Genomic DNA, 25,108 nt, shown 5'->3' on the forward strand with positions numbered 1-25,108 from the left:
TGAAACAAGTGAATAGAGTTACGGCGGTCCATAGCGGCAGGGAAACGCCCGGTCCCATCCCGAACCCGGAAGCTAAGCCTGCCAGCGCCGATGATACTACCCACACGGGTGGAAAAGTAGGACACCGCCGAACACAAATTAAAGTCCTGTGCCCCCCAATTCTATTGGGGGGCACAGGCATTTGTGCGTTTCCGGCAATTCAGTCGAATAGCGTAGGAATAGTCGGCGAGTTTTTTCGCTCCATTCCCAGCAACATTTTCTTTCGGTCCAATCCGCCGCCGTAACCCGTCAAACTCCCGTTGGCGCCGATGACCCGATGGCATGGCACGACGATGCCGATCGGGTTGTGACCGTTGGCCAACCCGACCGCACGAAAGGCGCCGGGGGCGTCGATCTGCTGAGCGATCTGACCGTAGGACCGCGTCTCGCCGTACGGGATGGTCAGCAGGGCTTCCCACACCCGGCGTTGGAACGCGGTTCCGGCCAGCTCGAGGTCGAGATCGAATTCTCGACGCTCCCCACGGAAGTATTCCTGCAGCTGCATGACCGCTTCGGGGAATGCGCTGTCGTCTTTCTCCCAGCCGGCGCGGTCGGGCTCGTACGTCTGGTCGACCATCCGAAGATGCTGCAACCGTCCTGTGCTGCCGGCGAGCGTCAGCAGCCCGACCGGGCTGTCCATCGTCCGGTATCGCATGTTGTCCATCATTTCTCCCTCGGGGGCCACTGGTTCACGCTGTGGTCGAGTGCGGTCCAAAGGTGTTGAGTCGCGTAGGAGCGCCAGGGCCGCCACCTGTCGCTGTGGTCGGCCAGCAGTCGCGGCGCGGTGGGTAACCCGGTCTGTTCGGCCGCCGTGATCACGCCCAGGTCGGTGACCGGGAACGCATCGGGATCTCCGAGCCCGCGCATGGCGATCATCTCGGCCGACCACGGCCCGATGCCCGGCAGCGCCAGCAGCCGCTCGCGGGCGGCGTTCCAGTCGCACCCCGGGTCGAGGACCACGGTGCCTTCGGCCAGCGCCGTGACGAGTGCACCCAGAGAGCGTTGCCGCGCCTTCGGGAAGGCCAGATGACGAGGATCGATCTCGGAAAGCTCTGCCACGGAAGGGAACACGTGGGTCAACTGTCCTTCGGGATCGTCGACGCTCTGACCGTACGCCGCTGCGACGCGCCCGGCGTGCGTACGCGCGGCGGCCATCGACACCTGCTGGCCGAGCACCACCCGCAACGCGAGTTCGTGTTCGTCAACGCAGCGGGGGATCCGCTGGCCCGGAGCCTTGGCGACCAGAGCGGCCAACCGGTCGTCAGCACTGAGCGCGTCCACGACCGCCTCCGGGTCGGCATCGAGGTCGAGCAGGCGCCGGCATCGCGCGATCGCCGCAGCGAGGTCGCGGAAGTCGTCGACCACCAGGTGGCAGCGCACATGGTCAGGGTGCGGTGTCAGGCTGACGATGCCGTTTCCGCGCGGAAGGCGCAGCGTCCTGCGGTAGGCGCCGTCGCGCACCTCCTCGACGCCGGGTACCGCGCTTGCGGCCAGGTGTCCGAACAGACCTTCAAACGCGAAGGGGGCACGCACAGGAAGTCGCAGCGACATAACGCCGGCGCCTGCGGTGTGGTCTCGCCCGAACCGTGCCCGAGCCCGGGTGCGCAGCATGCTCGGTGTCAGCGCGCACACGGTACGTATGGTCTCGTTGAACTGCCGGATGCTGGAGAATCCCGCTGCGAATGCCACATCGCTGAACGGCATTTCGGTGGTTTCGATGAGTGTCCGCGCCATCTGCGTCCGCTGTGCGCGCGCCAGCGCCAGTGGGGTGGCCCCCACTTCCGCCTGCATCAGGCGTTCCAGCTGCCGCACCGTGTATCCGACCCGTGCCGCGAGACCGGTGACGCCCTCCCGGTCGACGGTTCCGTCGGTGATCAGGCGCATGGCGCGGGCAACCACATCTCCGCGCACGTTCCATTCGGGGGATCCGGGTGAGGCGTCCGGCCGGCACCGCTTGCACGCGCGGAAGCCGGCCCGCTGCGCCGCGGCCGCCGTGGGATAGAACCGCATGTTGCGCGCATACGGTGGCCGGACCGGGCAGCTGGGCCGGCAATAGATCCTGGTGGTGAGCACAGCGGTGACGAACCACCCGTCGAAGCGGGCGTCCTTGGACTGGACCGCCCGATAGCAGCGGTCGAAGTCGGTGTGCATGCCTCGACAATTACACGCCGGAACCGACAGAACTGGCGGAAAAACGACATCGTCGTCGAGGCGCAGGACCGCCGGCCGAACGTGCTAGGGCGGGGTCTGGACGCTGGATATGACCAGCTGCAGATAGGGGCGGTAGAGGTTCTCGCCGTCGAGGTGGCTGTTGAGGGTGATCCCGTCGTTGGCGGCCAGGACCACCCGGGCCAGTGTCTCGGCCTCGATGGTCAAGGTGCCGCCGATCCGCGCGACGTTCTTGCTGATGAATTCGCCCAGGGCGCGGACCGTCTCGCGTCGCTGGCCGGCCACGCTTTCCCGCGCCTCCGGGTTGCGCAGCAGATACAGCGTCAGCTCGTGGCCCAGGGCCGCCCGGTCGGGCCCGCTGCTCAACTGGCGCCACCGCTCGGCCAGCTCGTCGATATCGACGTCGCTGAGGCGATGGAAGGACATCATCACCTCGGCGAAGCCGTCGAGAAACCGCTGGCGCTGGCGGTCCACGACCGCAAGGAACAGCTTTTCCTTCGCGCCGAACTGGGAGTAGATGGCACCGCGTGTGAACCCTGCCGCCTCGGCGATCTCTTCGAGCGCGGCACCGGTCAAGCCCTTGCGGGCGAACACTTCCTCGGCGGCGTCCAGCAGGATCTGCCGGGTGTGCTCGGTACGGCGCTCTTTGGTCCAGCGTTCAGCCACGGGCTCATCCTCCCATCGCGGTCGGTGATCGGGCGGCGGTCCGATCGGCGCCGTGGGTGGGGTCCGCCCAGAAATGCTCACATTCTTCGACGGTGGTGGCCACGCCGATGGCGTGCAGCGCGTGCGTCTTGAATGACAGCGCGGCCGCGCCGAGTCTGTGCCTCACCGGCTGTAGTACGCGCGCAAGCTCATCATCGACCTGTTGGCCCCACAGCAGCAGCTGGGCGTGAGGCTCGAGTCCCGGGACGGCTGCCGATGTCCCCTCCGCTCCGAAGCCACCGATCGCTGTAACCACGGTACGAGTTTCTCGCTCCCGCCGGTGAAACCGGTCATCGAGTTGCCCGGGGCCCTGGGTGCGGGCACCCAGGATGGCCAGGGCTCGTGAGTTGTCGGGGTCGTCGGTGAGTACGACGACGTCCCACCCGGCACGGCTGCGGTCGAACATCAGGCCGCCGGCATGACGAACGGCCTCCGAGACGCTGTCGGTGATCACGTCGACTCGATAGCCCACGATCGCTCCTCCCCGTGACCCGAGTGGGTGATGCCACCACGTATACATGGTTGTATCTAACATACACGTGTGTATATGGTGAGTCCTGTCACAACTGAGGCTCGCGGCCCGCGGCATCGCAACAGCGTGAGCCGGCAGGTCCTCGTCCGAAGGACGCCTCAGCAACGTGACCGACGCCGACAGAGGAGGACTCCCTTGATGCCAGCAACCCGCCCCGGAGAGTGGCTCGATCCTGCTTCAGGTCTCGGCCTTGGTCTGGACGACGTCCAACCCGGAACGTTCAACATGACCATCTCCACGGACCGGTACACCTGCCCGGATTACGCTGCGCGCGAGCGGGGATCGATCTGGATGCGCACCTGGCAGATCGCAGGTCGCGTCGAGGACCTGCCCAAACCCGGCGACTGGAAGAAGTACGAAATCCTCGACCAGTCATTCATCATCGTCCGCGGAAAGGACGATGTGTTGCGCGGTTTCGTCAACGCGTGCCGGCACCGCGGTAACGCGCTGTGCACGACCGACACGGGCAACGCCAAGCGGGGTTTCCTGTGCCAGTACCACCTCTGGTCCTACGACCTCGAGGGGAAGTTGAAGGGCCTGCTGCGGGAAAACCTGGCCGGACCGATCGACAAGACCCAGAACTCGCTACTCCAGGTGTCGGTCGACACTTTCGCCGGCTTCATCTTCGTCAACCCGGATGTTGACGCCGCACCGCTGCGTGAGTACCTCGGCGAGGACGTGGTCAGTCTGCTGGAGCCCTACAACATCGAACAGTTCACCACTGTCATGGACGTCACCGAGGCCATCGAGTGCAACTGGAAAGTTGTCATGGATGCCTTCGAAGAGGGCTACCACATCAACGGGATCCATCCCCAGTTGTTGCAGGTGCTGCACATCAATCCGAAGACTGCGCGGTATCGGTTCTTCGAAAACCACAGCGTCGCAATGGCTCCCTTCGAGGTGGTCGGCGCCGGCGTGCAGGATCAGGTCGCAGGGATCCTGGCTCTGCCCGAGACCTTTCCCGGCACGGTCGCGGTGATTCCGCGCTTCCAGGAGCTGATCGCGCCGTACCAGGACAGCGACGGGAACGTGGCGTTCCCCGACGGCGTCACCGCCCGCGCGCTGCTGCAGCAGGCGACCCGCGAGGTGCTGACCGGTATGGGGCTCGACGTCAGCCGTCTGACCGACGATCAGATGGTCGACAACCAGGGCTGGGTGCTGTTCCCCAACTACTTCATGACCGTGCGTGCCGGTGAATGCCACGTCATCATGTCCGTACCGCATCCCGACGGCGATCCGAACCGGTGCATCTGGCATGTGGCCAGCTACATGTATGTGCCCCAGGACTTCCGCGACGCCGTCCGGGCCGAGGCGCTCGTGGTGGACACCCCGGGCAGCTACAAGTACTTCGAGGCGCTCCAGCAGGACTACGAGCAGATGCCGCGTCAGCAGAAGGGTCTGCGCAACGACCGACTCGACCACATGTCGCTGGTCAAGGAGGAAGTCGTCATCGCGCACTACCACTCGGTGGTGGACCGCCACCTGGCTGACTCGGTAACCGCTGACACAGCACGGTCAACTTCATCATTGAAAGAGAGTAGAGATTGAGCATCGAGGGCGGCATGACCACGATCGACGATGTCATCGGTGAGGCCACCGGGCGGTCGCGCGCGGTGCTGGAGTACAGCCAGACAATGAGCCGTCTGGTGAAAAGCGCCAAGGAGCCGGGATTCTCGGTGCACAGCTGGGCGCCGCTGGGCGAATTGGTCGCGATCGACGACTTCGTCCGGATCGGCCCGTTCAAAGAGGTGCAGAACTGGGCCGAATACACCGAGTTCCTCACCGCCTGGGCCACATCCTCGGACTGGGAATGCTCGTTCAAGCGCATCAGTGAGGCGGGAGATGTCGTCTTCCTCGAACTGGAGGAGCGCAGTCGAATCGGTGACTTCAGCAGTGTCGTCAACAGCGCCTCGGTGTATGAATTCGACGCGGACAACAAGATTCGGTACATCGCCGTCTACCTCCAGATGCAGCTTCCCGACCCGGCCGCGCTGCCGAACTTTCAGAACGCCGGGGATGCTCAGTGACGGAGCAACTTACACCGACCGACATCGACGAGGTCGACTTCTTCACCGACAACACCGTGCTGCACGATCCGTACGGGTACCTGGCGGCGATGCGCAACGAGTGCCCGGTGCGTCGCGAGCGCCACCACGACGTCGTGATGATCACCGGCTACGAGGAAGCCGTCGCTGTCTACAACGACAACGCGCGCTTCTCCTCGTGTACGGCGGTCACCGGACCGTTCCCCGGGTTCCCGGTTCCCCTCGTAGGTGACGACGTGTCGGGACTGATCGCCGAACACCGCGACAAGCTGCCCTTCAACGATCAGCTGCCGACCCTGGATCCGCCGCTGCACACCGATCATCGGGCCCTGCTGTCGCGGATGATCACGCCGAAACGCCTCAAGGAGAACGAGGAGTTCATGTGGCGGCTGGCGGACCGCCAGTACGACGAGGCGCTCGCCGGTGGGCGTTGTGAATTCGTCGGCGAATTCGGCAACCCGTTCGCGATGCTCGTGATCGCCGACCTGCTCGGGGTGCCGGAGTCCGACCACAACGACTTCAAGGACCAGCTCCTCACCTCCACCGGCACCATCGGCTCCAGCGGCGGCGACGCGATGCATCACTCGCCGCTGGAGTACCTGTACGGCAAGTTCACCGACTACATCACCGATCGCCGGGAGAACCCCCGCGACGACGTGCTGACCGGCCTGGCCTCGGCACTCTTCCCGGACGGCCGGACCCCGCCGGTGATCGATGTCGTGTGTGTGGCGGCCAATCTCTTCGCGGCAGGGCAGGAAACCACCGTCCGCCTGCTCAGCACGGCGGTGATGATGATCGCCGAAGACCCTGCGCTGCAGGCGAAGCTGCGTGCCGACCGCAGCCTGATCCCCGGCTTCGTCGAGGAGGCGCTGCGGTTCGAGAGCCCGATCCGCGGCGACTTCCGGCTTTCCAAGGTGCCGGTGTCCGTCGGCGGTGTCGAGTTGCCGGCAGGGACCACGGTGATGCTGAACAACGCAGCCGCCAACCGGGACCCCCGCAGGTTCACCGATCCCGACACCTTTGATCTGCAACGGCCGAATGCCAGGCAACACATCGCCTTCGGTCGCGGCGCGCACAGCTGCCCCGGCGCCCCACTCGCGCGCGCGGAAGCCAAGGTGAGCATCAACCGGTTGTTGGACCGAACTTCGGACATCTGGATCGACGAGGACAAGCACGGGCCGGTCGGTGCCAGGCGCTACAAGTACCTGCCGACGTTCATCCTGCGCGGGCTGACCCGCCTGCACATCGAGTTCTCGTAGAGGTCGCCGAAGCAATGCCGTTTGAACCCCGGCCAAGTCATCCCCGTCAACGGAGGACGCAGCACATGAATTCCACCGACGGCGCCGAGTCGCTCCTGGCACCGCTGACCGCCGCCGAATGGGGCGATGACGAGTACGCCGCGTTCGGCGCGCTACTGGGACTGCCGGGAGAAAAGGTGCCCCGGGCCGGCTCCGGTCATGCCGCCGACCCGCTCAAATTCGACATCATCGGCCTGCTCGCCCGCCACCCGAAGATGGCTCGGCGGTTCCTGACCTTCAACGGCTGGCTGCTGCAGCGCGGCGAATTGCCCTTGCGGCTGCGGGAATTGGCGATCCTGCGGATCGCGCATACCCGCCGTTCCGCATTCTTCTGGGGTGAGCACACGAAGGTCGCCACCGAAGGCGGTGTGCCCGAGGCGGACATTGCTCGCCTCGCCGAGGGCAACGAGGCCTTCACCGGGGCCGACCGGTTGGTACTCGACGCCACCGATGAACTTCTGCATGACGGCCACGCCGAGCCCGCCACGTGGCACCGGCTCACCGACGAACTCGGAACCCACCAAGCGATGGAACTGATATTTGTCGTCGGCACCTACGCCATGTTGGCGATGGCCTTCGACACCTGGCGCCTCCCGCCGCCCGCCGGTAGCGCATCGCTACCCGAACCCCCGGCGGGCGTACCGCCCGGGGGTGGCACGCACTGAATCCCTGGTCAGGCTCCCCGGTGCACGGGCCCCAGTCGGTCGGCGATCTGTTCGACCATCAACTCGACCTCGGTGAGCCGCGCCTGCACCCGCTCCGGCACCCACGCCAACGCGATTTCGGCTGGTGCCCAGGTGCTTTCGTCCAACGGAATCAGCTTGAACTCCGGCGGCGAGAAGATCTTGCCGATGAAGGAGTCGGGGGCATAGCTGACCACCGCGACCAGATGTCGGTTGAACACCTGCGTCGCCATCTCGACCTCCCCGCCACGCTGGTTGGTGGTCCGGACGATGCGGTGGACGCCCTTGCGATTGAGGCCACGCGTGAGACCTGCCAGCACCACCGGGTTGGGTCGCGCGACGTCGATGGCCACCTCGCGGTCGCGCAGTTCCTCGATGGACACCAGGTCCTTGGCGGCCAACGGGTCGTCGAAGCGGACCGCGATACCGCCCTGGTAGCTGGCCACAACCTTGTACCGGAGCCGTTTGTCGTCGGCGGGCAGATGGATCAGACCCAGTTCGGCCTGCCCGGCGATGAGCTTGGCGGTGACCTCGGCGGCCGACCCCGGCACACTGAACTCAGTCGGGACCGGCAGGCTTGCGATCGCGGCCTCGAGCTCACCGAGCAGATCTGACGGCGCATAGGCGGTCGCGCTCACCCGGACCGGCGCCAACCCGCGCACCGCCTGCGTTGCCACAGCCTTGAATTCCTCGACCTGCCTCAGGATCTCCCGTGCCGGACCCACCAAACGCTGCCCGAGCGGAGTGAGCCGGACGTCGTGGTAGCCGCGCTCGAACAGCGGTCCGCCGAGCTCCTTCTCCAGCAGTTTGATCTGCTTGCTCAGCGGCGGCGGCGTGATCATCAACTTGTCGGCCGCACGCTTGAAGTGCAGTTCGTCTGCGACGGCGACGAAGTACCTGAGCCTGGTGAAGTCGATGTCCATACCTGCCGCATCCGAACGTGGTGGCCGTGCCCACCCGATACAGGGTGATGCTACGAGATCGACTCAGGACTGGGTGGCGGTCTCCACCTCGGGGGTCTCCAGCACCCCACGCCGGTGCAGATCGTCGATCTGGGCGGGATCGAGGCCGAGAAGTTCGGCAGCGATCTCCACGGTCTGCTCACCCAGCAGCGGCGCCTGGCCCAGCGGCGGGTCGGCGACGTGATCGCAGTGGATCTGCACGTTCTCCATCATGAACGGAGCGGACCCGTACGGGTGCAACTCCTCCCGGAACGCGCGGCGCTGCTCGTAGTAGCCCCAGCCGGGGATCTCGTCTGCGTGCAGCACCGCACCCGCGGGTACGCCTGCGGCCTGCAGTTGCTCCATCGCCTCGAGGTGGGAGCGTTGCGTCGTCCACGCCCGCACCGCGTCGTCGAACAGTTGCCGGTCCGCCCCGGTGAACCCGACCACCTCACCCAGCGCGCGCCGGTCGGCATCGTCACGCACGGTGATGGCCACCCAGCGGTCGTCACCCTGTGCCGGGAACAGCCCCCACGGGGCATCCGGGCGCGAGGCACCGGTGTGGGTGTGCCCGCTCCGCAGCAGCGCATCGGCGGCGATGTCGGCGGCGAGGTGACTGAGCATGACCTCGGCCTGCGAGATGCTCGCGGACCCGCCGGCGCCGGTGCGCTCACGGCGCAACAGCAGCGCCATCGCCGCAAGTGCGCCGATCCGCGCCGCCACATGGTCGGGGTAGACGGTGACGGTGTCGCAGTAGGTTTCGGCCTCACCCGGGTAGACCCACAGGTCGGTGAAGCCCACGGCGGCACGCACCAGCGGTCCGTAGCCGAGCCGCTTGGCCCACGGGCCGGTTGGGCCGAACGCCGAACTGTCGACCACGACGATGTTCGGGTTGACCTGTCGCAGCGTCGCGTAGTCCATGCCCAGCGCGTCCGCCACGCCCGGCTTGAAGTTCGTCAGCACCACGTCGCTCTGCTCGACCAGGCGATGGGCCAGGCGCCTGCCTTCGTCCGACCGCAGATCGATACCGATCGAGCGCTTGTTGCGGTGCCCGGCGGCGAACGGTTGCGTCATCGACGTCAGCTTGCCGACACGCAGACCATCCGGATGCGCAGAGTGCTCGATCTTGACGACATCGGCGCCCAGGTCGCCGAACAGGCGTGCGGTGTCGGCACCCACCACGATGACACCGAGGTCGAGGACGCGGATGCCCTCCAACGGCAGACCCTGACCGGCGCGCCGCCGGTTCGCCAGCAGCGGGGCGGTGTCGAGCCGGTCGATCTCCGACGAACGGGCGGCCGACTGCAGAGCGCTTGCCCGGTGACCGTCGACCTCACTGACCCCCACCGGGACCGGTGCCACCACGCCGGGTGCGAGCTCCACGTCGCGGAAGAAACCGCGCGCGGTGAAGTGGTCGGCGTTGAGCGCCTCCGCCAGGGTGAGCAGGGCGGCCGTCGGCACACCGTGAGCCTGGCCCGCGGCCTCCAATTCGGCGCGCGTCTTGTCGGCGCAGAACCGCTCGATCGCCTCGAGTAGGTGCGGGGACCGGAAGCGCTTGCCCAGCTTGTCGTAGGACGGGTCGGCGAACTCCTCGGGGCTGCCCATCAGCGCGAACATGCCGTGCCACTGCCGTCTCGACAGAATGCAGATGCGGACGTGTCCGTCCTTGCACGGAATGATCGGGTACCGCTGCCGCTCGGCGTTCCAGTCACGCTGCTGGGCGCTGACGGCGACCCCGGCCGACGCGCTGCCCGCCGTCCCGAACGGCGGGTCGAGGGTCTGCATCGCGCCGTCGAGGACGGAGAAATCGATCAGATCACCCTCGCCGGTGCGCAACCGGTCCAGGAACAGGCTGAGCGTCATCACCGCGGCCTGTGCGGCGGCCACCTGGTAGGGCAGGTCCGCCGGCGGGATCAGGGGCTCCCGGCCGGGAATGCCCGAACGGGAAAGTTCGCTTGTCAGGGCGTGGAAGACCGGCCCGCTGGCCTGCCAGTTGCGGTAGTCGGTGTCACGGCCGAAATCACTGATGGACAGGATCACCAGCGCCGGATGCTGGTCACGGATCTCGCGGATCGACAGCGCCGTCTCGGCCGGCGACCCGGGCCTGGTGTTCTCGATCAGGATGTCGGCCCCGGCCACCAGTTCGGCGAACCGTTGGCGTCCGGTCGGGGTCCCCGGGTCGATCTCGACGATGTCCATGCCGTGGCGGTTGATCGCCGATCCGACGGCCACCGAGTCGACATGCGGGCCGACCGGTTCGTCACCGGTGACGCCGCGCAGGTGCAACGCCGTGACGTGGGCGCCCAGATCGGCGAACAGGCGGCCGACGGCCGTCATCGGGCCCGAGGACAGGTCCAGGATCTGGACGCCCGCGAGAGGCGGATCGTAGGCGGAGCCGTCAGCAGCCGGAGAGGACATGGCGGTCAGCTCCGACGGGCCTGGCGGAACGGGATATCGCGGTCGGCCTCGGGCTCCTTCGGCAGCCCGAGCACGCGTTCGCCGATGATGTTGCGCTGGATCTGGTCGGTGCCGCCGCCGATCGAGGTGAAGAACGCGTTGAGCGCCAGGAAGTTGACGTCGTCGGCCACCGGGTTGTCCGGACCGGCGAGCAGCGCTTCGGCGCCGATGATCTGGGTCTTCATCGCCGCCTCGGTGTGCAGGATTCGCGACATCGCGAGCTTGCCCAGCGACATGATCGAACTCGACGTGCCTTGCGTGGTCGAGGCTTTCGCGCGGGCGTTGTTGAGCCTGTTGAGTTCCCGCATGGCAAGCACCGACGCCAGCTGGTGTCGCACCGCCGAGTCGTCGAGGACGCCGTGTTCGCGGGCGAGGTCGATCAGGCTGTCGGCCTTGCGGTTTCGTGACCCGCGGCCGCTGTCGCCCATGATCGAGCGTTCGTAGGCCAGTGCCGTCTGCAGTGCGCGCCAGCCGTTGCCCTCACCGCCGAGCAGGTAGTCGTCGGACACCGTGGCGTCGCTGATGAACACCTCGTTGAAATGCGACTCACCGGTGATCTGCACCAGGGGCCGCACCTCGATGCCCGCCTGCTTCATCGGCATGATGAACAGGCTCAGACCCTTGTGCTTGGGCACGTCCCAGTCGGTCCGTGCCAACAGCAGTGCGTAGTCGGCGGTCTGCGCGCCCGAGGTCCACACCTTCTGGCCGTTGACCACCCAGTGATCGCCCTGCCGCACCGCGGTGGTGCGCACACTGGCCAGGTCCGAACCGGCGCCGGGCTCGCTGTACAGCAGGCAGGTGCGGGCCCGTTCGACCAGGAAGTCGCGCAACAGATCTTCGCGCAGCTTTCCGGTGCCGAGGGCGAGCACGGTGTTGGCCGGGATGTTGTACTTGTCCTGCCGTGACCCCGGCGCCTTGATCGCCGCGAACTCCTGACCGATGACGTTGGCCAGCTTGTTGGGGTAACCGCGGCCGAACCACTCGGCCGGGTACGTCGGCACCGCGTAACCGGCGTCGAGCACCTTCTCCAGCCAGGCGATCCGCTCCGGCGAGGATGCCCACGGATCGGTGTTCTTGGGCAGCGGAGTCCAGTTGTCGCGCAGCCAGTCTCGGACCTCGGCGCGCAGTTCGTCGGCGCTGGGCAGTGAAGGGGTGGTCATGTCAGGCACCTTTCGAGACGAGGTAGCGTTCGCGGTGCAGGCGGGGGCCGCCGAACAGGTGCAGGCCGGTGCGCGCGCGGCGCAGGAAGATGTGTGCCGGATGCTCCCAGGTGAAGCCGATGCCGCCGTGCATCTGAATGGCGTTCATGGCGATGGTCTCGTACGCCTCCGCGCAGGCGAAGCCAGCCAACGCCACTGCGCCGTCGGCGTTTTCGCTGTTGCCGGCCTTCTCGCTCGCGGCATGTTGGGCGGCCGAGGTGGCGTTCTCGACCTCGATGAGGAGGTCGGCGGCCATGTGCTTGAGTGCCTGGAAGCTGCCGATCTGGCGGCCGAACTGGATGCGGGTCTTGAGGTAATCGACGGTCATGTCGAAGATCCGGCGCGCGCCGCCCACCTGCTCACCGGCCGAGGCGATGACGGCGTGGTCGAGGGCCTCTTTGACGGCGTCCCAGCCTGCGGTGCCGAGTCGGCGGGCCGGTGTGCCGGCGAAGCTGAAGGTCGACAGCCGCACGGTCGGGTCGAAAACCGTTGCCGCGGAACGCTCGAAGCCGTCGGCCCCGACGGAGACCTCGAACACCCCGAAGCCGTGGTCGGTTCGGGCGACCACCAGCACCACATCGGCGACCTGACCCCAGGCCACGTAGTGCGCCGAACCGGTCAGGGTGCCGTCCGCGGCTGCCTGCACGTCGACACCTTCCGGGGTCCACGAACCGGATTTCCCGGTCAGTGCCACGGTGCCGATGGCCGTTCCGTCGGCGAGGGCGGGCAGCAGCCGCTGCTTGTCCTCGTCGGAGCCTGCGGCGTTGATCAGTGCGACGGTCAGCACGGCGCTGGAGATGAACGGCGCCGGGAGAACAGCCGTTCCGGTCTCCTCGGCCACGGCTTCGAGCTCGAGGGCGCCGAAACCCAGCCCGCCGTACTCGCCGTCGACGAGCATGCCGAGCACGCCCTGGTTCGCCAGTTGCCGCCACAGGTCGCGGTCGAAGCCCTCGTCGGAGGTCATCACCCGCCGCACGTCGGATTCGGTGCACTTGTCGGCCAGCAACTCGCCGACCGCGGTGCGCAGTTCCGCGCGTTCGGCCACACTGATCGTCATCTTCAACCGCCTCTCCTGGCTTGCCCCCACCATGCTTGGTGCAGAAGGCGCCCCTGTAAATCACGAATCGCGACACCAGTGGATTTCCGGTTGCGACATGCTGCCGGGCGGACAGGTTTCCCAACCGCGCACGTACCGGTGAGCCGTTCGGTCGTTTACAGGCCGAGAACTCCGCCCACACAATCGGGTGCCATCAGAACAAGGAGCACACGACGAATGAGCGATCCAACGCCGGCCATCGCCGGCCTCGGTATCACCGAGCAGGGCAAGGTGTACGGCCGGACCGCCCGGCAGTTCGCGGCCCAGGCCGTTCGGCTCGCCGCCGCTGACGCAGGCATCGAGATGGCCGACATCGACGGCCTGATCGTCTCCGGCGGAATCAAGGCGCGCATCGGTATCAACCTGCAGAACGCGCTGGGGCTGGTCGACCTGAAGCTGCTCACCGAGATGCAGGGGTTCGGCTCCACCGCGGCCCAGATGGTGCAGTACGCCTCGATGGCCGTGCAGTCGGGGATGGCGAGCACGATCGCGATCGTGTGGGCCGACGCGCCGTTGAAGGAGAAGTCGCGGTCCTCGGCGGCCTACTCGGGTGGTGGCAGGTCGCTGCCGCGGGGATTCGACGGCATCACCGCATCCAACGGCATCATGTCGCCCACCACCATGTATGCGTTGGCGGCCCGCAGGCACATGCAGAAGTACGGCACCACTTCCGATCAGCTCGGCCATATCGCGGTGGCGCAGCGGGCCTGGGCGCAGCTCAACCCCATCGCGCAGTTCTGCGGGACGCCGCTGACCCTGCAGGAGTACCACGACAGCCGCTACATCGCCGAGCCGTTCCACCTCTACGACTGCTGCCTGGTGAGCAACGGCGGCGTGGCCGTCATCGTCACGTCGCTCGAGCGTGCCCGCGCGCTGCGGCAGCCACCGGTGCGGGTGCTGGGTTGGGCGCAGGCGCATCCGGGCAGAGCGGGAATCCGCAACGACGACTTCGGCCTCGTCAGCGGCGCCGCGCAATCGGGTCCCGATGCGCTCAAGATGGCCAACACCTCGCTCGACGAGGTCGGCGTCGCGCAGATCTACGACTGCTACACGTTCACCGCACTGCTGACGCTGGAGGACTACGGGTTCGTCCCGAAAGGTGAAGGGGGGCCGGCGATGGCCGAACCGGGCATGATCGGACCGGGCGGACGGATCAAGTTCAACACCGGTGGCGGCGAACTGAGCTCGTTCTACATGTGGGGGATGACCCCGCTGCACGAGGCGGTGGTGCAGGCGCGTGGCCAGGGCGGCGAACGTCAGGTCGACGACCACGACCGCGTTCTCGTCTCCGGTAACGGCGGCATCCTCGACTATCACTCCACCCTGGTGCTCGGCACCGACAACTGAGCAAGGAGCGCGACTTTCTCATGCCTGTGTTCCCGATAGAGCGCGATTCCGCGTCGGCGGAGTTCCTCGACGGCACCAAGCGCGGCGAGTTCCTGCTCGTCCGAGACACCGAGACCGGAGAGATCCTGTCGCCGCAGTTCGATGTGTCGGTCCAACCGGACCGGTACACCCGGGTTCCCGCCGCGGGCACCGGAACCGTCGTCAGCTGGTCGGTCGTGCACCAGCGGGGTTTGGACGGGGCGGTGCACCGACTTCCGGTGGGAATCGTCGAACTCGACGAAGGCCCGTGGTGGTGGACGTCGTTTCCCGGGGCGGACCCGGCGGCCGACCTGTTCGGCGCGCGGGTGAAGGTCGCCTTCGAGGTACTTGGCGAAGCGGAGGCCGCCGAGGCCATCCCGTTTTTCGAGCTGGTCTAAAGCTCGCCGGCCGGTGTAGCCAGCCGCGTCGGCTGATCGTGGCCGCGCAGCGTCACGGTCTCGCCCAGCTTCCAGAGCGCACGTTCGGACTCGGTCGCGCCGCCGACCGCGTCGGCCGAGGCGACCAGCAGCGCAGGCACGTTCTTGGCGAGTTCGCACAGCCTGGCGGCCTCGTTGACCGGCTCGCCGATGACGGTGTACTCGAAGCGTTGCTTGGCGCCCACGTTGCCCGCCACCACCTGACCGGCGGCCACGCCGATGCCTGCCGGGCACTCCGGGACCTCGGTGCGCAGCCGCCGCGCCATGGCCCTGGCCGCGGAGAGCGCTTCGGTCTCGGCGCTGTCGAGTGAGACGGGTGCGCCGAACACCGCCAGCACCGCGTCCCCCTCGAACTTGTTCACCAGGCCGTGGTGGTTGTCGACCTCCTCGACGACGACGTCGAAGAACCGGTTGAGCAACTCGACGACCTCGACGGCCGGCCTGCTCGTGACGAGCTGGGTGGAACCGATGATGTCGACGAAGATGACGGCCGCATGACGTTCCTCCCCGCCCAGCTCGATCTTCTGCTTCTCGGCGGCCCGCGCGACTTCGCGACCGACGTGCCGTCCGAACAGATCACGCACCCGTTCGCGTTCACGCAGTCCGTGCACCATCGAGTTGAACCCGCGTTGCAGCTCACCGAGTTCGGTGCCGTCGAACACCACCACATTGCAGTCCAGGTCGCCGTCCTCGACGTGTTTGAGCGCCGAGCGCACGACGCGGACAGGGGTGGCGATGAGCCATGACAGCAGCCACATCAGGATCAACCCGAACATCAGCGCGACGACGGAGATGATCATCACGGCCACGGCGAACTGCGTCGCGCTCAGATTCCGCAGGGACAGCGTGAAAATCGCGAGCAGCAGGATGCCGAGCACGGGCACCCCGGAGCTCAGCAGCCACACGGTCATGGTCCGCCCCATGACACCGTGCGCCAGCCGGCGCGGTGGGCGACCCGCCTCCAGCGCCTGGGCGGCGACCGGGCGCAAGGCGAACTCGGTGATCATGTAGCACGCGGTGGCGACGACAATGCCGGGGAAACCCACGGCGAACAGGAATCGGGGGATGAACGCCGAGTCCTGCAGTCCGTACAGCAACGTCAGCAGCGCCGCACCGAAACCCCAGAACAGCAACAGCATCTGCGCGACCCGGGACGGGGCGACGAACACGTTGCGCTGGTCGGTGCGGGTCGGGCTGCGCTCCTCGATCGCCCAGCGCAGCGAGCCGACGGTCCGCGACGTGATCCAGGCCGTGCCGAGGACCAGCGCGACCACCATGTAGGCGGGCACGACGCCTAAGGTCAGCCATGCCGGGGCGTCGGAGAAGACGCTGGGCACCGGGATGGCGACCGTGTTGAGCAACAGCGACACCGCGATGCCCAGGATGTTGGTGAACAGGAGGAGGAACGTCAGGATGACCTGGATGCGTATGCGTCGGCGGGCCTGGCTCTCTTCCGGCTTGCCCAACAGCCAGGAGCCGTAGTCCGGCGTTTCCAGCCGCCCGCTCTGCCGGGTCACCCTCTCCAGAACCCGGCCCAACCGATACGGCACGCTCTTCGTCGCGTTCATTGTGGCGTCAGCCTAGTGACGGCGTCGGGCATCTAAGGTGGATCGGTGCGCCTCGTCATCGCCCAGTGCACTGTGGATTACGTCGGAAGACTCACCGCTCATCTCCCATCGGCCCGGCGGCTGCTGCTGTTCAAGGCCGACGGGTCGGTCAGCGTGCATGCCGACGACCGTGCCTACAAGCCCCTGAACTGGATGTCCCCGCCGTGCTGGATCGTCGAACCTACGGACGGCGACGCGACGGTATGGGTGGTCGAGAACAAGGCGGGGGAGCAGCTGCGCATCACCGTGGAAGCGATCGAGCACGATTCCAGCCACGAGTTGGGGGTCGATCCCGGTCTGGTCAAGGACGGCGTAGAGGCGCACCTGCAGGCGCTGCTGGCCGAACACGTCGAACTGCTCGGCGCCGGATACACGTTGGTGCGCCGCGAGTACATGACCCCGATCGGCCCGGTGGATCTGCTCTGCCGCGACGAGCAGGGCCGCTCGGTCGCGGTGGAGATCAAGCGGCGCGGCGAGATCGACGGCGTCGAACAACTCACCCGATACCTCGAACTGCTCAACCGGGATTCCCTGCTCGCGCCGGTCGCCGGGGTGTTCGCCGCCCAGCAGATCAAGCCGCAGGCCCGCACCCTCGCGACTGATCGTGGAATCCGTTGTCTGACATTGGACTACGACAAGATGCGGGGCATGGACAACGACGAGTTCCGACTGTTCTGATGGCGAAGCGGCGCGTCCCGCGCAGACGCGAACCCGTGGGTGACCCGTTGCCCGCGCCGCGGCGCATCGAGACGGGCGCCGACGGATACGACTACGAGGTGCGTCCGGTCGCGGCCGCGCGCGCAACCAAGATCTACCGTTGTCCGGGCTGCGACCACGAAATCAGGCCTGCCACATCCCACCTGGTGGTGTGGCCCGCCGACAGCTCGGGCGGAATCGACGACCGGCGGCACTGGCACACGTCGTGCTGGGCGCACCGCGAGAGGCGCGGCCCGACCCGCCGCTGGTCTTAGTGTGAGCCTTCGCCCGAGTCCTTGGCGGGCTCGACGAGTTCGATCAGCACCCCGCCGGCGTCCTTGGGGTGGACGAAGTTGATCCGCGAGTCGGCGGTGCCGCGTCGCGGGGTGTCGTACAGCAGCCGGACACCCTGCTCACGCAGGCGCTCGCTGAGTGCGTCGATATCGCTGGTCCGGTAGGCCAGCTGCTGCAGCCCGGGACCGCGCTTGTCGATGAACTTCGCGATGGTCGAGGTCTCGTCCAGCGGGGACATCAGCTGAATCTGTGCACTGCCGACAGCCGCGCCGCGCACCGTCAGCATCGCCTCGCGGACGCCCTGCTCCTCGTTGACCTCTTCGTGGAGCACGATCATGCCGAGGTGGTCGTGGTACCACTTGATGGCCGCATCCAGGTCGGGCACCGCAATGCCGACATGGTCGATGGCGGTCACCAGCGCGGTGGCCAGTACCGGACGGGCGTCAGTCTGCTCGGCGGTCATAACGTAAAAGTAACCCAACGGGATCGGTTTCGAATAGCTCGGTGCGCACGTATAGCCTCTTTGCAGCCGTTCGAAACAAGTCTGGAGGTCGTCATGACGACATCGGTGATCGTTGCTGGAGCCCGTACGCCGGTCGGCAAGTTGATGGGTTCGCTGAAGGATTTCTCCGGCAGTGACCTCGGCGGCGTGGCAATCGCCGGCGCGCTGGAGAAGGCCTTCCCGAACATCGAGAATCCCGCCCGACTGGTCGAGTACGTGATCATGGGCCAGGTCCTCACCGCCGGCGCCGGGCAGATGCCCGCCCGTCAGGCCGCGGTGGCCGGCGGGATCCCTTGGGACGTGGCGTCGTTGACCATCAACAAGATGTGCCTGTCCGGTATCGATGCGATCGCACTGGCTGACCAGCTGATCCGCGCGGGGGAGTTCGACGTCGTCGTCGCAGGCGGACAGGAGTCGATGACGCAGGCGCCGCACCTGCTGATGAACAGCCGGTCGGGCTACAAGTACGGCGACGTGACGGTGCTCGACCACCTGGCGTACGACGGCCTGCACGACGCATTCACCGATCAGCCGATGGGTGCGCTGACCGAGCAGCGCAACGACGTCGACCAGTTCACCCGTGCCCAGCAGGACGAGGTGGCCGCGACGTCGCACCAGAAGGCCGCCAGAGCGTGGAAGGACGGGGTGTTCGCCGACGAGGTGGTGCCCGTCAGGATCCCGCAGCGCAAGGGCGACCCCATCGAGTTCACCGAGGACGAGGGCATCCGGGCCGACACCACCGCGGAGTCGCTCGGCGGCCTCAAGCCGGCGTTCCGCAAGGACGGCACCATCACCGCGGGTTCGGCGTCGCAGATCTCCGACGGTGCGTGCGCCGTCGTCGTCATGAACAAGGCGAAGGCCGAGGAGCTCGGGCTCACCTGGCTGTGTGAGATCGGGGCTCACGGCGTGGTCGCCGGACCGGATTCCACGCTGCAGAGCCAGCCCGCGAATGCGATCAAGAAGGCCGCCGAGAAAGAGGGCATCTCGCTGGATCAGCTCGATGTCCTTGAGATCAACGAGGCGTTCGCGGCTGTCGCGTTGGCCTCGACCAAGGAGCTGGGCGTCGACCCCGAGAAGGTCAACGTCAACGGCGGCGCCATTGCCATCGGGCATCCGATCGGCATGTCCGGCGCCAGGATCACGCTGCACGCCGCGCTGGAACTGGCGCGCCGAGGCGGGAAATACGCGGTCGCCGCGCTGTGCGGCGCGGGTGGACAGGGTGACGCCCTGATCCTGCGCCGGCCGTAGCACACGGCGCAGTCAACGACGCGTCGTAGTAGCCAGCGGCGCGTTCGGGCACAATGACGGTCATGACTAGCGCATATGACCTCCGCACTCCGGCGGGCTGGTTCCGGGTGATCGCGTTCGCCGAGGCCGTCAGCTGGGTCGGACTGCTGCTCGGGATGTACTTCAAGTACCTGGGTTCACCCCGGACCGAAGTCGGCGTGAAGGTCTTCGGACCCGTGCACGGCGGGGTGTTCGTCGCCTTCGTGGTGGCGGCCCTCGTGGTCGGGCTCGCGGTCAGGTGGAGCGTCGGGACGTGGTTGCTGGCGTTGCTGGCCAGCATCGTGCCACTGGGCAGTGTGATGTTCCTCATATGGGCCGATCGGACCGGCCGGATGGGTTCCGAGGCCGTGGTCGCCGGTCTCGGCCGACCAGGGCCGCCGGTACCCGAAACGACGTGACAGACTTGTCCATGTGACTCGTCCTGGACCACGAATCTCGCCTGCCCTGGCGGGTGCTGTCGATCTGTCGGCGCTCAAGCAGCGCGCATCTGCCGGCGGCGGTGCGCCGGCAGGTAACCCGGGTGGCGTAGAGGTCACCGAAGCCAACCTCGAAGCCGAGGTACTGGTCAGGTCTACCGAGGTACCCGTCGTGGTGCTGTTGTGGTCACCGCGCAGCGACTCCAGCGTCCAACTCGGCGACGCGCTCGCGGCCCTTTCGGCCGCCGACGGTGCCAAGTGGACCTTCGCGACGGTCAACGTGGACACGACACCGCGGGTGGCCCAGATGTTCGGCGTCCAGGCGGTGCCCACCGTGGTGGCGCTGGCGGCCGGCCGGCCGCTGTCGAGCTTCGAAGGCATACAGCCGCCCGAGCAGTTGCGGCGGTGGATCGATTCCCTGTTGAACGCCGTCGCCGGAAAGCTCGGCGGTACGGGCGAGGACGAACAGGCCGAAGCCGTCGACCCGGAGGTCGAGCAGGCGCGGGCGCATCTCGACGCGGGTGACTTCGAGGCGGCACAGAGCGCGTATCAGGCGATCCTGGACGCCAATCCGAACCACGACGAGGCCAAGGGGGCGGTGCGGCAGATCGGTTTCCTGCAGCGCGCTACCGCACACCCCAGGGACGCGATCGCCGTGGCCGACGCGTCGCCGAACGACATCGACGCCGCATTCGCCGCTGCGGACGTCGAGATCCTGCAGCAGGATGTGCAGGCCGCCTTCACCAGGCTCACCGCTCTGGTCAAGCGCACCGCCGGCGACGATCGCACCAAGGTGCGGACCCGGCTCATCGAACTGTTCGATCTGTTCGACCCGGCCGATCCCGAGGTCGTGGCGGGCCGCCGCAATCTCGCCAACGCGTTGTACTGACGCAGTCACTCCGCTGCGGTCCCAGCGCGAGCAGACACAAAATCGCACGCATCCGGGTGGACTCGTGCGATTTTGCGTCTGCTCGCGGGTCCGAGGTCTACAGCTCAGGTTTACTCGGGTTCGAACCACAGCGCCGACAGCGGCGGTAGCACCATCACCGCCGACGCCGGCCTACCGTGCCAGGGCTCGTCGGTGGCTTCGACGGCGCCGTAGTTGCCGATGCCCGTGCCGTGATAGGTGTCGGAGTCGGTGTTGAGCACCTCGCGCCAGCGTCCGGCGTGCGGCAGTCCGAGGCGGTACCGGGTGTGCTCGGAGCCCGAGAAGTTGAAGACACACGCCATCATCGAGCCGTCGTCGCCGAACCGCAGGAAACTCAGCACGTTGTTGGCCGAATCGTTGGCGTCGATCCACGAGTAACCCTCGGGCTGGGTGTCGCGGGACCACAGTGCGCGGCGGCTGCGGTAGATCTCGTTGGCATCGGTCATCATCCGCAGGATTCCGCCGGAGAAGCCCTGCTCGTCGAGTTGGAACCAGTCGACGCCACGTTCTTCCGACCATTCGGCGCGCTGGCCGAACTCCTGTCCCATGAACAGCAACTGTTTGCCCGGGTGGGCCCACTGGTAGGCGAGCAGGCTGCGGATACCGGCCGCCTTCATGTGGTCGTTGCCCGGCATCCGGCCCCACAGCGTGCCCTTGCCGTGCACGACCTCGTCGTGGCTGATCGGCAGCACGAAGTTCTCGCTGAACGCGTACAGCAGCGAGAAGGTCATCTCGTGGTGGTGGTAGCTGCGGTGGATCGGGTCACGCTTGATGAACTCCAACGTGTCGTTCATCCAGCCCATGTTCCACTTCATCGAGAACCCGAGCCCGCCCAGATTGGTGGGGCGGGTGACCCCGGGCCACGACGTGGATTCCTCGGCGATGGTGACGATGCCGGGGTTGATCTTGTGGACGGTGGCGTTCATCTCCTGAAGGAACTGCACGGCCTCCAGGTTCTCCCGGCCGCCGTAGATGTTCGGTGACCAACCACCGTCGGGCCGAGAGTAGTCGAGGTACAGCATCGACGCGACGGCGTCCACCCGCAACCCGTCGATGTGGTACTCCTGCAGCCAGTACAGCGCGTTGGCGACCAGGAAGTTGCGGACCTCGGATCGGCCGAAGTCGAAAACGTAAGTGCCCCAGTCCAACTGCTCGCCGCGGCGCGGATCGCCGTGTTCATAGAGCGCGGTGCCGTCGAAGCGGCCCAGCGCCCACGCGTCCTTCGGGAAGTGTGCGGGCACCCAGTCCACGATCACGCCGATGCCGGCCCGGTGCAGTGCGTCGACGAGGTACCGGAACTCGTCGGGCGTCCCGAACCGCGAGGACGGTGCGTAGTAGGACGTGACCTGATAGCCCCACGACCCTCCGAACGGATGCTCGGCGACGGGCAGCATCTCGACGTGGGTGAAGCCGTGCTCGACGACGTAGTCGGTGAGCTGCTCGGCGAGTTCGATGTAGCTCAGTCCCGGTCGCCATGAACCGAGGTGCACCTCGTAGGTGCTCATCGGCTCGAACACCGGGTTGCGCAACGCGCGCCCGCTCATCCACTCCTGGTCGCTCCAGGTGTAGTCGCTGCGGAACACCCGTGAGGCCGTCTGCGGCGGAACTTCGGTGGCGAAGGCCATCGGATCCGCCCGGTCGGTGACCGAACCGTCGGCGCCGTGCACCCGGAACTTGTAGAGCCCGCCGTCGGGGAAGTTCGGCCAGAACAGCTCCCACACCCCGGTCGAACCGAGCACCCGCATCTGGGCCTCGTTGCCCCAGTGGTTGAAATCACCGGTTACGCTGACGCCCTTGGCATTCGGCGCCCACACGGCGAACGACACCCCGTTGACCACCCCGTCCGAGGTGGTGAAGCTGCGCGGGTGCGCGCCCAGGATCTCCCAGAGGCGCTCGTGGCGACCCTCGGCGAACAGGTGCAGGTCGACCTCGCCCAGCGTGGGCAGGAACCGGTAGGCGTCGGCGACGGTGTGCACGAAGGCCGACTCGTCCTCGGAGTATCTGATCTCGAACCGGTAGTCGATCAGGTTGGTGAACGGCACCGCGACCGCGAACAGACCGGCCTCGATGTGCCGCAACGGATAACGGTTCTCGCCGACGACCGCGACGACCGCGACCGCATGGGGCCGGTAGGCGCGGATCACCGTATGGTCGTCGTACTCGTGAGCACCCAGGATCGCGTGCGGATCATGGTGCTCACCGGCCAGCAGGCGGTTCAGGTCGGCGGTGTGTGGTCGCAGATGGGGGCTGTCGACCTGGTTGTTGAGATTGGACACGTTGGTCATGTCGTCACTCCCTACGCAGAAGGTTGGCTCGTTGGTCGGCGGGCACCTGGGGCATGTTCAACACGTGCGCCACCGCGCGGGCGGGATCAAGGCGGACGTAATTGCTTTGTCCCCACTGGTATTCGTCTCCGGAGAGCTCGTCACGTACCCAGAAGCGGTCCTGCTGCTCCATTCCCAGTGCGCCCATGTCCAGCCAGAGGATGCCCTCCTCCGGTCCGAACGCGTTGAGGGTCACCACGACGAGCACCTGATCCCCGGAGACCGGGTCGAACTTGGAGTAGGCCAGTAGTGCGTCGTTGTCGATGTGGTGGAACGTGATGGTGCGCAACTGCTGCAGCGCCGGGTGCACGCGACGGATCTCGTTCAGGCGGGTGATGAAGGGTTCGAGCGATTCACCGTCCGACAGTGCCGCGTCGAAGTCCCGCGGCCGCAGCTCGTACTTTTCGGAGTGCAGGTATTCCTCGCTGCCCTCGCGGACTGCGCGGTGCTCGAACAGCTCGTACCCCGAGTACATGCCCCACGTCGGGCTCATCGTCGACGCGAGCACGGCCCGAATGGCGAACATCCCCGGCCCGCCGTGCTGCAGGCTTTCGTGCAGGATGTCGGGCGTGTTCACCCACAGGCTCTGCCTGCAGTAGTCGGCGTGATCGGCGATCGACTGCCCGAACTCGGTGAGTTCCCACTTCGCGGTGCGCCAGGTGAAGTACGTGTAGGACTGCGTGTATCCGAGCTTGGCCAGCCCGAACAGCCGTGCCGGGCGGGTGAACGCCTCCGCGAGGAACAGCACGTCGGGGTCGGTGTTCTTGACCTCGCCGATCAGCCACGCCCAGAAGTTGGGCGGTTTGGTGTGCGGATTGTCGACCCGGAACACCTTGACCCCGTGCGACACCCAGAACTTGACGACCCGTAGGACCTCCTCGTACAGCCCTGTCGGATCGTTGTCGAAGTTCAGCGGATAGATGTCCTGGTACTTCTTCGGCGGGTTCTCGGCGTACGCGATCGTCCCGTCCGGCAGCACCGTGAACCACTCGGGATGCTCACGCGCCCACGGATGGTCCGGCGCGCACTGCAGTGCCAGGTCCAGCGCCACCTCCAGCCCCTCGTCGCGGGCGGCGTTGACGAAATCGTCGAAGTCGTCGATGGTGCCGAGGTCGGGATGCACGGCGTCGTGACCACCTTCGTCGCTGCCGATCGCCCAGGGCGACCCGACGTCGCCGGGTGCGGCGGTGACGCTGTTGTTGCGCCCTTTGCGGTGCACCTTGCCGATGGGGTGGATCGGCGGCAGGTAGACGATGTCGAAGTTCATCCTGGCCACCCGGGGCAGCGCCTTGGTCGCGGTGGCGAACGTTCCGTGTACGGGATGGCCCGCGCTGTCCCAGCCACCCGTCGACCTCGGGAAGAACTCGTACCAGGAACTGAACCGGGCCAGCGGCCGGTCCACCCAGACGCCGTACTGCCTGCCGCGGGTGATCAGTTCCCGCAGCGGATACTGGTCGAGCAGCGCGGTGATCTCGGGGGCCAGCGCCGCTCCGGCGCGGTAGAACGGGTCGCCCGGTTCGCGCAACCGGGCCGCCGCCTCGGCGAGCGGATAGCGGTCCTGCCGCGGCACTCCGGTGGCGGCGCGGTCCAGCAGTCGGGCGCCGATGAGCAGGTCGTTGTCGAGCTCGCCTTCGCTCTGGCCGGCGTCGAGCTTGGCGACCACGTGCCTGCGCCAGGTGGCGATGGGATCGCCCCAGCCGTCCACCCGGAACGTCCACAGGCCGACCTCGTCGGGACTGAACTGGCCGTGGAACACATCGGGTGTCCGTCCCAGCGACATCGGCAGCGCGACGGGCCGGATCCGCTGGCCGGGCTTGACGACCTCCTGGATGGGTACCGCCTCGGTCGGGCGGACCCGTCCGGGCGGCTCGTCGGCCAGCGGCGGATAACCGGTCCCGTGGTAGCGCACCACGAGCGTCGCCGACACCGCGTCGTGGCCTTCCCGCCATACGGTTGCCGTCACCGGGACGATTTCGCCGATGACTGCTTTGGCGGGAAACCGCCCTTCGGACACCACGGGCTGGACGTCATCGATCTCGATACGACCGGCGGTCACTCGGCACTCCCTACCACTTTCGAAACAGCACT

The 25,108-nt window shown here is 66.9% G+C and carries 23 protein-coding genes and 1 rRNA gene; 12 read left to right on the top strand and 12 right to left on the bottom strand.

Annotated elements, in window-relative coordinates; genetic code table 11:
• The first annotated feature begins 19 nt into the window (after positions 1–19).
• A 5S ribosomal RNA gene (gene rrf / locus BN976_RS14240) occupies positions 20–133 on the top strand.
• A 66-nt stretch (positions 134–199) separates the two neighbouring features.
• Here the strand turns inward: rrf and BN976_RS14245 are convergent.
• The 4 genes from BN976_RS14245 to BN976_RS14260 all read right to left on the bottom strand — a co-directional run bounded on the left by BN976_RS14245 (position 200) and on the right by BN976_RS14260 (position 3,385).
• Positions 200–703: a methylated-DNA--[protein]-cysteine S-methyltransferase gene (locus tag BN976_RS14245; RefSeq protein ID WP_011781478.1), complete on the bottom strand. Its 504-nt coding sequence runs from the start codon at positions 701–703 to the stop codon at positions 200–202.
• On the bottom strand, positions 703–2,190 hold the full coding sequence (locus tag BN976_RS14250; RefSeq protein WP_011781477.1) for a DNA-3-methyladenine glycosylase 2 family protein: 1,488 nt from the start codon (positions 2,188–2,190) through the stop codon (positions 703–705). The genes BN976_RS14245 and BN976_RS14250 overlap by 1 nt, the downstream gene beginning before the upstream one ends.
• 84 nt (positions 2,191–2,274) lie before the next feature.
• Positions 2,275–2,874, bottom strand: coding sequence for a TetR/AcrR family transcriptional regulator (locus BN976_RS14255; RefSeq protein WP_036371558.1), 600 nt, complete (start codon positions 2,872–2,874; stop codon positions 2,275–2,277).
• Between the two features lie 4 nt (positions 2,875–2,878).
• The gene (locus tag BN976_RS14260) at positions 2,879–3,385 is read right to left on the bottom strand and encodes a hypothetical protein (RefSeq protein ID WP_051558434.1); all 507 of its coding nucleotides are present in this window, start codon (positions 3,383–3,385) and stop codon (positions 2,879–2,881) included.
• A 198-nt stretch (positions 3,386–3,583) separates the two neighbouring features.
• On the opposite strand from BN976_RS14260, the gene BN976_RS14265 reads away from it, so the two are divergent.
• The 4 genes from BN976_RS14265 to BN976_RS14280 all read left to right on the top strand — a co-directional run bounded on the left by BN976_RS14265 (position 3,584) and on the right by BN976_RS14280 (position 7,453).
• The gene (locus BN976_RS14265; protein WP_036371560.1) at positions 3,584–4,993 is read left to right on the top strand and encodes an aromatic ring-hydroxylating oxygenase subunit alpha; all 1,410 of its coding nucleotides are present in this window, start codon (positions 3,584–3,586) and stop codon (positions 4,991–4,993) included.
• Between the two features lie 14 nt (positions 4,994–5,007).
• Positions 5,008–5,472, top strand: a complete 465-nt coding sequence (locus BN976_RS14270; protein WP_011781473.1) for a hypothetical protein — start codon at positions 5,008–5,010, stop codon at positions 5,470–5,472.
• The gene (locus BN976_RS14275) at positions 5,469–6,749 is read left to right on the top strand and encodes a cytochrome P450 (protein ID WP_036371562.1); all 1,281 of its coding nucleotides are present in this window, start codon (positions 5,469–5,471) and stop codon (positions 6,747–6,749) included. The genes BN976_RS14270 and BN976_RS14275 overlap by 4 nt, the downstream gene beginning before the upstream one ends.
• Positions 6,750–6,814: 65 nt before the next feature.
• Positions 6,815–7,453, top strand: a complete 639-nt coding sequence (locus tag BN976_RS14280) for a carboxymuconolactone decarboxylase family protein (RefSeq protein WP_036371563.1) — start codon at positions 6,815–6,817, stop codon at positions 7,451–7,453.
• A gap of 8 nt (positions 7,454–7,461) precedes the next feature.
• Here the strand turns inward: BN976_RS14280 and BN976_RS14285 are convergent, their stop codons facing one another.
• The 4 genes from BN976_RS14285 to BN976_RS14300 all read right to left on the bottom strand — a co-directional run bounded on the left by BN976_RS14285 (position 7,462) and on the right by BN976_RS14300 (position 13,125).
• A complete protein-coding gene (locus BN976_RS14285; RefSeq protein WP_036371564.1) occupies positions 7,462–8,394 on the bottom strand; it encodes a LysR family transcriptional regulator in 933 nt (310 codons plus the stop codon).
• Between the two features lie 63 nt (positions 8,395–8,457).
• A complete protein-coding gene (locus BN976_RS14290) occupies positions 8,458–10,830 on the bottom strand; it encodes a CaiB/BaiF CoA-transferase family protein (RefSeq protein WP_036371565.1) in 2,373 nt (790 codons plus the stop codon).
• A gap of 5 nt (positions 10,831–10,835) precedes the next feature.
• On the bottom strand, positions 10,836–12,029 hold the full coding sequence (locus BN976_RS14295) for an acyl-CoA dehydrogenase family protein (protein ID WP_036371567.1): 1,194 nt from the start codon (positions 12,027–12,029) through the stop codon (positions 10,836–10,838).
• A gap of 1 nt (position 12,030) precedes the next feature.
• Positions 12,031–13,125: an acyl-CoA dehydrogenase family protein gene (locus tag BN976_RS14300; RefSeq protein ID WP_036371568.1), complete on the bottom strand. Its 1,095-nt coding sequence runs from the start codon at positions 13,123–13,125 to the stop codon at positions 12,031–12,033.
• 216 nt (positions 13,126–13,341) lie between these two features.
• Between BN976_RS14300 and BN976_RS14305 the strand changes: the two genes are divergently transcribed.
• Together BN976_RS14305 and BN976_RS14310 are read left to right on the top strand one after the other, a co-directional pair.
• A complete protein-coding gene (locus BN976_RS14305; protein ID WP_011781466.1) occupies positions 13,342–14,511 on the top strand; it encodes a thiolase family protein in 1,170 nt (389 codons plus the stop codon).
• Between the two features lie 20 nt (positions 14,512–14,531).
• Entirely contained in the window at positions 14,532–14,927 is a 396-nt protein-coding gene (locus tag BN976_RS14310; RefSeq protein WP_011781465.1) for a Zn-ribbon domain-containing OB-fold protein, read from the top strand.
• On the opposite strand, the gene BN976_RS14315 is transcribed toward BN976_RS14310, so the two are convergent.
• A complete protein-coding gene (locus tag BN976_RS14315) occupies positions 14,924–16,534 on the bottom strand; it encodes an adenylate/guanylate cyclase domain-containing protein (protein WP_036371569.1) in 1,611 nt (536 codons plus the stop codon). The two genes, BN976_RS14310 and BN976_RS14315, sit on opposite strands and share 4 nt — an antisense overlap.
• Before the next feature lie 45 nt (positions 16,535–16,579).
• On the opposite strand from BN976_RS14315, the gene nucS reads away from it, so the two are divergent.
• Positions 16,580–17,251 (top strand): endonuclease NucS, encoded by a 672-nt coding sequence (gene nucS / locus BN976_RS14320; RefSeq protein WP_011781463.1) that lies wholly within the window; start codon positions 16,580–16,582, stop codon positions 17,249–17,251.
• Positions 17,251–17,544, top strand: a complete 294-nt coding sequence (locus BN976_RS14325) for an Rv1322 family protein (RefSeq protein WP_011781462.1) — start codon at positions 17,251–17,253, stop codon at positions 17,542–17,544. Before nucS ends, BN976_RS14325 begins: the two co-directional genes overlap by 1 nt.
• Here the strand turns inward: BN976_RS14325 and mce are convergent.
• Complete coding sequence (gene mce, locus BN976_RS14330) at positions 17,541–18,026, bottom strand: methylmalonyl-CoA epimerase (protein WP_011781461.1); 486 nt, start codon at positions 18,024–18,026, stop codon at positions 17,541–17,543. The two genes, BN976_RS14325 and mce, sit on opposite strands and share 4 nt — an antisense overlap.
• Before the next feature lie 93 nt (positions 18,027–18,119).
• Between mce and BN976_RS14335 the strand changes: the two genes are divergently transcribed.
• From BN976_RS14335 to BN976_RS14345, 3 genes are read left to right on the top strand one after another with little or no spacing between them, the layout of a single operon-like run.
• Positions 18,120–19,313: an acetyl-CoA C-acetyltransferase gene (locus tag BN976_RS14335; protein WP_011781460.1), complete on the top strand. Its 1,194-nt coding sequence runs from the start codon at positions 18,120–18,122 to the stop codon at positions 19,311–19,313.
• 53 nt (positions 19,314–19,366) lie between these two features.
• Complete coding sequence (locus BN976_RS14340; RefSeq protein WP_011781459.1) at positions 19,367–19,750, top strand: DUF3817 domain-containing protein; 384 nt, start codon at positions 19,367–19,369, stop codon at positions 19,748–19,750.
• Between the two features lie 13 nt (positions 19,751–19,763).
• The gene (locus BN976_RS14345) at positions 19,764–20,657 is read left to right on the top strand and encodes a tetratricopeptide repeat protein (protein WP_011781458.1); all 894 of its coding nucleotides are present in this window, start codon (positions 19,764–19,766) and stop codon (positions 20,655–20,657) included.
• A gap of 110 nt (positions 20,658–20,767) precedes the next feature.
• Here the strand turns inward: BN976_RS14345 and glgB are convergent, their stop codons facing one another.
• Entirely contained in the window at positions 20,768–22,981 is a 2,214-nt protein-coding gene (gene glgB, locus BN976_RS14350; protein WP_036371570.1) for a 1,4-alpha-glucan branching protein GlgB, read from the bottom strand.
• Positions 22,982–22,985: 4 nt separating this feature from the next.
• A complete protein-coding gene (locus tag BN976_RS14355) occupies positions 22,986–25,076 on the bottom strand; it encodes an alpha-1,4-glucan--maltose-1-phosphate maltosyltransferase (RefSeq protein ID WP_036371571.1) in 2,091 nt (696 codons plus the stop codon).
• Positions 25,077–25,108 lie beyond the last annotated feature (32 nt).

This window comes from Mycolicibacterium austroafricanum (assembly GCF_000612725.1).
GTDB classification, from domain to species: Bacteria; Actinomycetota; Actinomycetes; order Mycobacteriales; family Mycobacteriaceae; genus Mycobacterium; species Mycobacterium austroafricanum.

Excerpts from the sequence above, each read along its gene's own strand:
- BN976_RS14245 (WP_011781478.1), bottom strand. The coding sequence starts at position 703 with ATGGACAACATGCGATACCGGACGATGGACAGCCCGGTCGGGCTGCTG.
- BN976_RS14250 (WP_011781477.1), bottom strand. The coding sequence starts at position 2,190 with ATGCACACCGACTTCGACCGCTGCTATCGGGCGGTCCAGTCCAAGGAC.
- BN976_RS14265 (WP_036371560.1), top strand. The coding sequence starts at position 3,584 with ATGCCAGCAACCCGCCCCGGAGAGTGGCTCGATCCTGCTTCAGGTCTC.
- BN976_RS14270 (WP_011781473.1), top strand. The coding sequence starts at position 5,008 with ATGACCACGATCGACGATGTCATCGGTGAGGCCACCGGGCGGTCGCGC.
- BN976_RS14280 (WP_036371563.1), top strand. The coding sequence starts at position 6,815 with ATGAATTCCACCGACGGCGCCGAGTCGCTCCTGGCACCGCTGACCGCC.
- BN976_RS14285 (WP_036371564.1), bottom strand. The coding sequence starts at position 8,394 with ATGGACATCGACTTCACCAGGCTCAGGTACTTCGTCGCCGTCGCAGAC.
- BN976_RS14290 (WP_036371565.1), bottom strand. The coding sequence starts at position 10,830 with ATGTCCTCTCCGGCTGCTGACGGCTCCGCCTACGATCCGCCTCTCGCG.
- BN976_RS14295 (WP_036371567.1), bottom strand. The coding sequence starts at position 12,029 with ATGACCACCCCTTCACTGCCCAGCGCCGACGAACTGCGCGCCGAGGTC.
- BN976_RS14300 (WP_036371568.1), bottom strand. The coding sequence starts at position 13,125 with ATGACGATCAGTGTGGCCGAACGCGCGGAACTGCGCACCGCGGTCGGC.
- BN976_RS14305 (WP_011781466.1), top strand. The coding sequence starts at position 13,342 with ATGAGCGATCCAACGCCGGCCATCGCCGGCCTCGGTATCACCGAGCAG.
- BN976_RS14310 (WP_011781465.1), top strand. The coding sequence starts at position 14,532 with ATGCCTGTGTTCCCGATAGAGCGCGATTCCGCGTCGGCGGAGTTCCTC.
- BN976_RS14315 (WP_036371569.1), bottom strand. The coding sequence starts at position 16,534 with ATGAACGCGACGAAGAGCGTGCCGTATCGGTTGGGCCGGGTTCTGGAG.
- BN976_RS14325 (WP_011781462.1), top strand. The coding sequence starts at position 17,251 with ATGGCGAAGCGGCGCGTCCCGCGCAGACGCGAACCCGTGGGTGACCCG.
- mce (WP_011781461.1), bottom strand. The coding sequence starts at position 18,026 with ATGACCGCCGAGCAGACTGACGCCCGTCCGGTACTGGCCACCGCGCTG.
- BN976_RS14335 (WP_011781460.1), top strand. The coding sequence starts at position 18,120 with ATGACGACATCGGTGATCGTTGCTGGAGCCCGTACGCCGGTCGGCAAG.
- BN976_RS14340 (WP_011781459.1), top strand. The coding sequence starts at position 19,367 with ATGACGGTCATGACTAGCGCATATGACCTCCGCACTCCGGCGGGCTGG.
- glgB (WP_036371570.1), bottom strand. The coding sequence starts at position 22,981 with ATGACCAACGTGTCCAATCTCAACAACCAGGTCGACAGCCCCCATCTG.